Raw genomic sequence first — 1,504 nt, forward strand, 5'->3', positions numbered from 1 at the left:
TGTGGCTGCCAGATGTGGCTGCCAGATTGAAATGTCCGCTAGCCTGCAAAGCAGAAATGTCACTCCGCGGCGGCGAGGCGAGCCAGTGCCCGCTCACGTTTGGCGGCGATGGCCGGATCGGACATCACATCAGTCTTGCGTCCCGGTTTGGAACCCCGCGGCTTGTAGCCGGTCTTCTCGCTGTTGGTCTTGACCTTCGGTCGAGGAAGCTGGTCCTGCCGCTCCTTGATATAGGCCAGCACCTCGCCCAACCGCTTGTTCTCGGTAATCGCCGCATGGGTCACACGCTGGTCCTTGTCGAACATCCTGTAGGACAGGACATGCCCTTTCCACCGCACCTCAAGCCTGCCGTCGGCGAAGGCGTAGGTCTCAACGTATCGGCCGACGAGCCCGCGAGTGACGTCGTTCTCCTCCAGCATGATCCGCTTGCGCTCGTATGAAAATGTCAGCTGTGCGCCAACATAGCGCTGYTCGCGCCGGCACAGGATCTCCCGCAACCGGTTCAGTGGCACGTTCAGCGGCCGGTGGAGATCAGCCGGCCGGGCAGGAATCCGTGCGAACCTGGCATTGTAGCGTTCCATGAAGCCGGGCAGAACGGCATTGCCCTCGTCCATCGTGGCAACTCCCGCCAGGCGCAGCTCCTTCACCAGACGATCCTGGAGCGTCCGGTTGGCGCGCTCGACACGCCCCTTCGCCTGGCTGGAATTGGCGCACAGGATCTCGATGTTGAGTTCGCTCAGAGCACGGCCGAACTGCGTCATGCCCTGGCCGTTCCTGGCTTCCTGTCTGGCCACCCGAAACACGGAATGCTTGTCGGAGTAGAAAGCGACAGGGCAGCCATGGGTCTGCAGATAGAGCTCCAGGGCTTCAAAATAGCTGAAGGCGCTTTCTGATCGCACAAACCGCAACTGCATTAGTTTGCCCGTTGCATCATCAATGAAGACCAGCAGCGAGCATGGCTCACCGCGATCCTCAAACCAGCGATGGTCCGAGCCGTCGATCTGCACCAACTCGCCATAGGCTTCGCGCCGCAGCCGAGGCTGATGGAAGCTGCGTCGCTGTTTGCGGGACAACCAGAGGCCCGCCTCAGCCATCCACTGGCGCAAGGTCTCGCGCGACACCGTCAACCCGTGCTGTTCGGTCAGCTTCTCGGCGGCCAGGGTCGGGCCAAAATCGGYGTAACGCTCCCGMACGATCGCCAGGGCATAATCCCGCACGCCGCCGCTGATACGATTGTTCGAGGGTCGGCCGCGTGCCTTGTGCCGGATGGCGGCGGCGCCATCGGTTTGCAACCGCTCCAGCAGTCGGCGAACCTGCCGCGGGCTCAGCGCCAGGMTATGGGCCGCCGAGACGATCGTCATGCGGCGCTCGACAACCTTCGACAGAACCTCAATCCGCTGCAGGTCGCGCTCGCTCATCGCTATCAGTCCCATCCGCGTTCTCCCGCATCGTTCAGAAGCGGGGAGTGTGACATTCCTACTTTGCAGGATCAGGACATTCTAAC

At 62.1% G+C, this 1,504-nt stretch carries 1 protein-coding gene; it reads right to left on the minus strand.

Going from position 1 to position 1,504, the window contains the following annotated elements:
• Nucleotides 1–59: 59 nt before the first annotated feature.
• On the minus strand, nt 60–1,433 hold the full coding sequence (locus tag ACXJKO_RS31640; protein WP_457094958.1) for an ISNCY family transposase: 1,374 nt from the start codon (nt 1,431–1,433) through the stop codon (nt 60–62).
• Nucleotides 1,434–1,504: the final 71 nt, after the last annotated feature.

Source organism: Microvirga sp. P5_D2 (assembly GCF_054049475.1).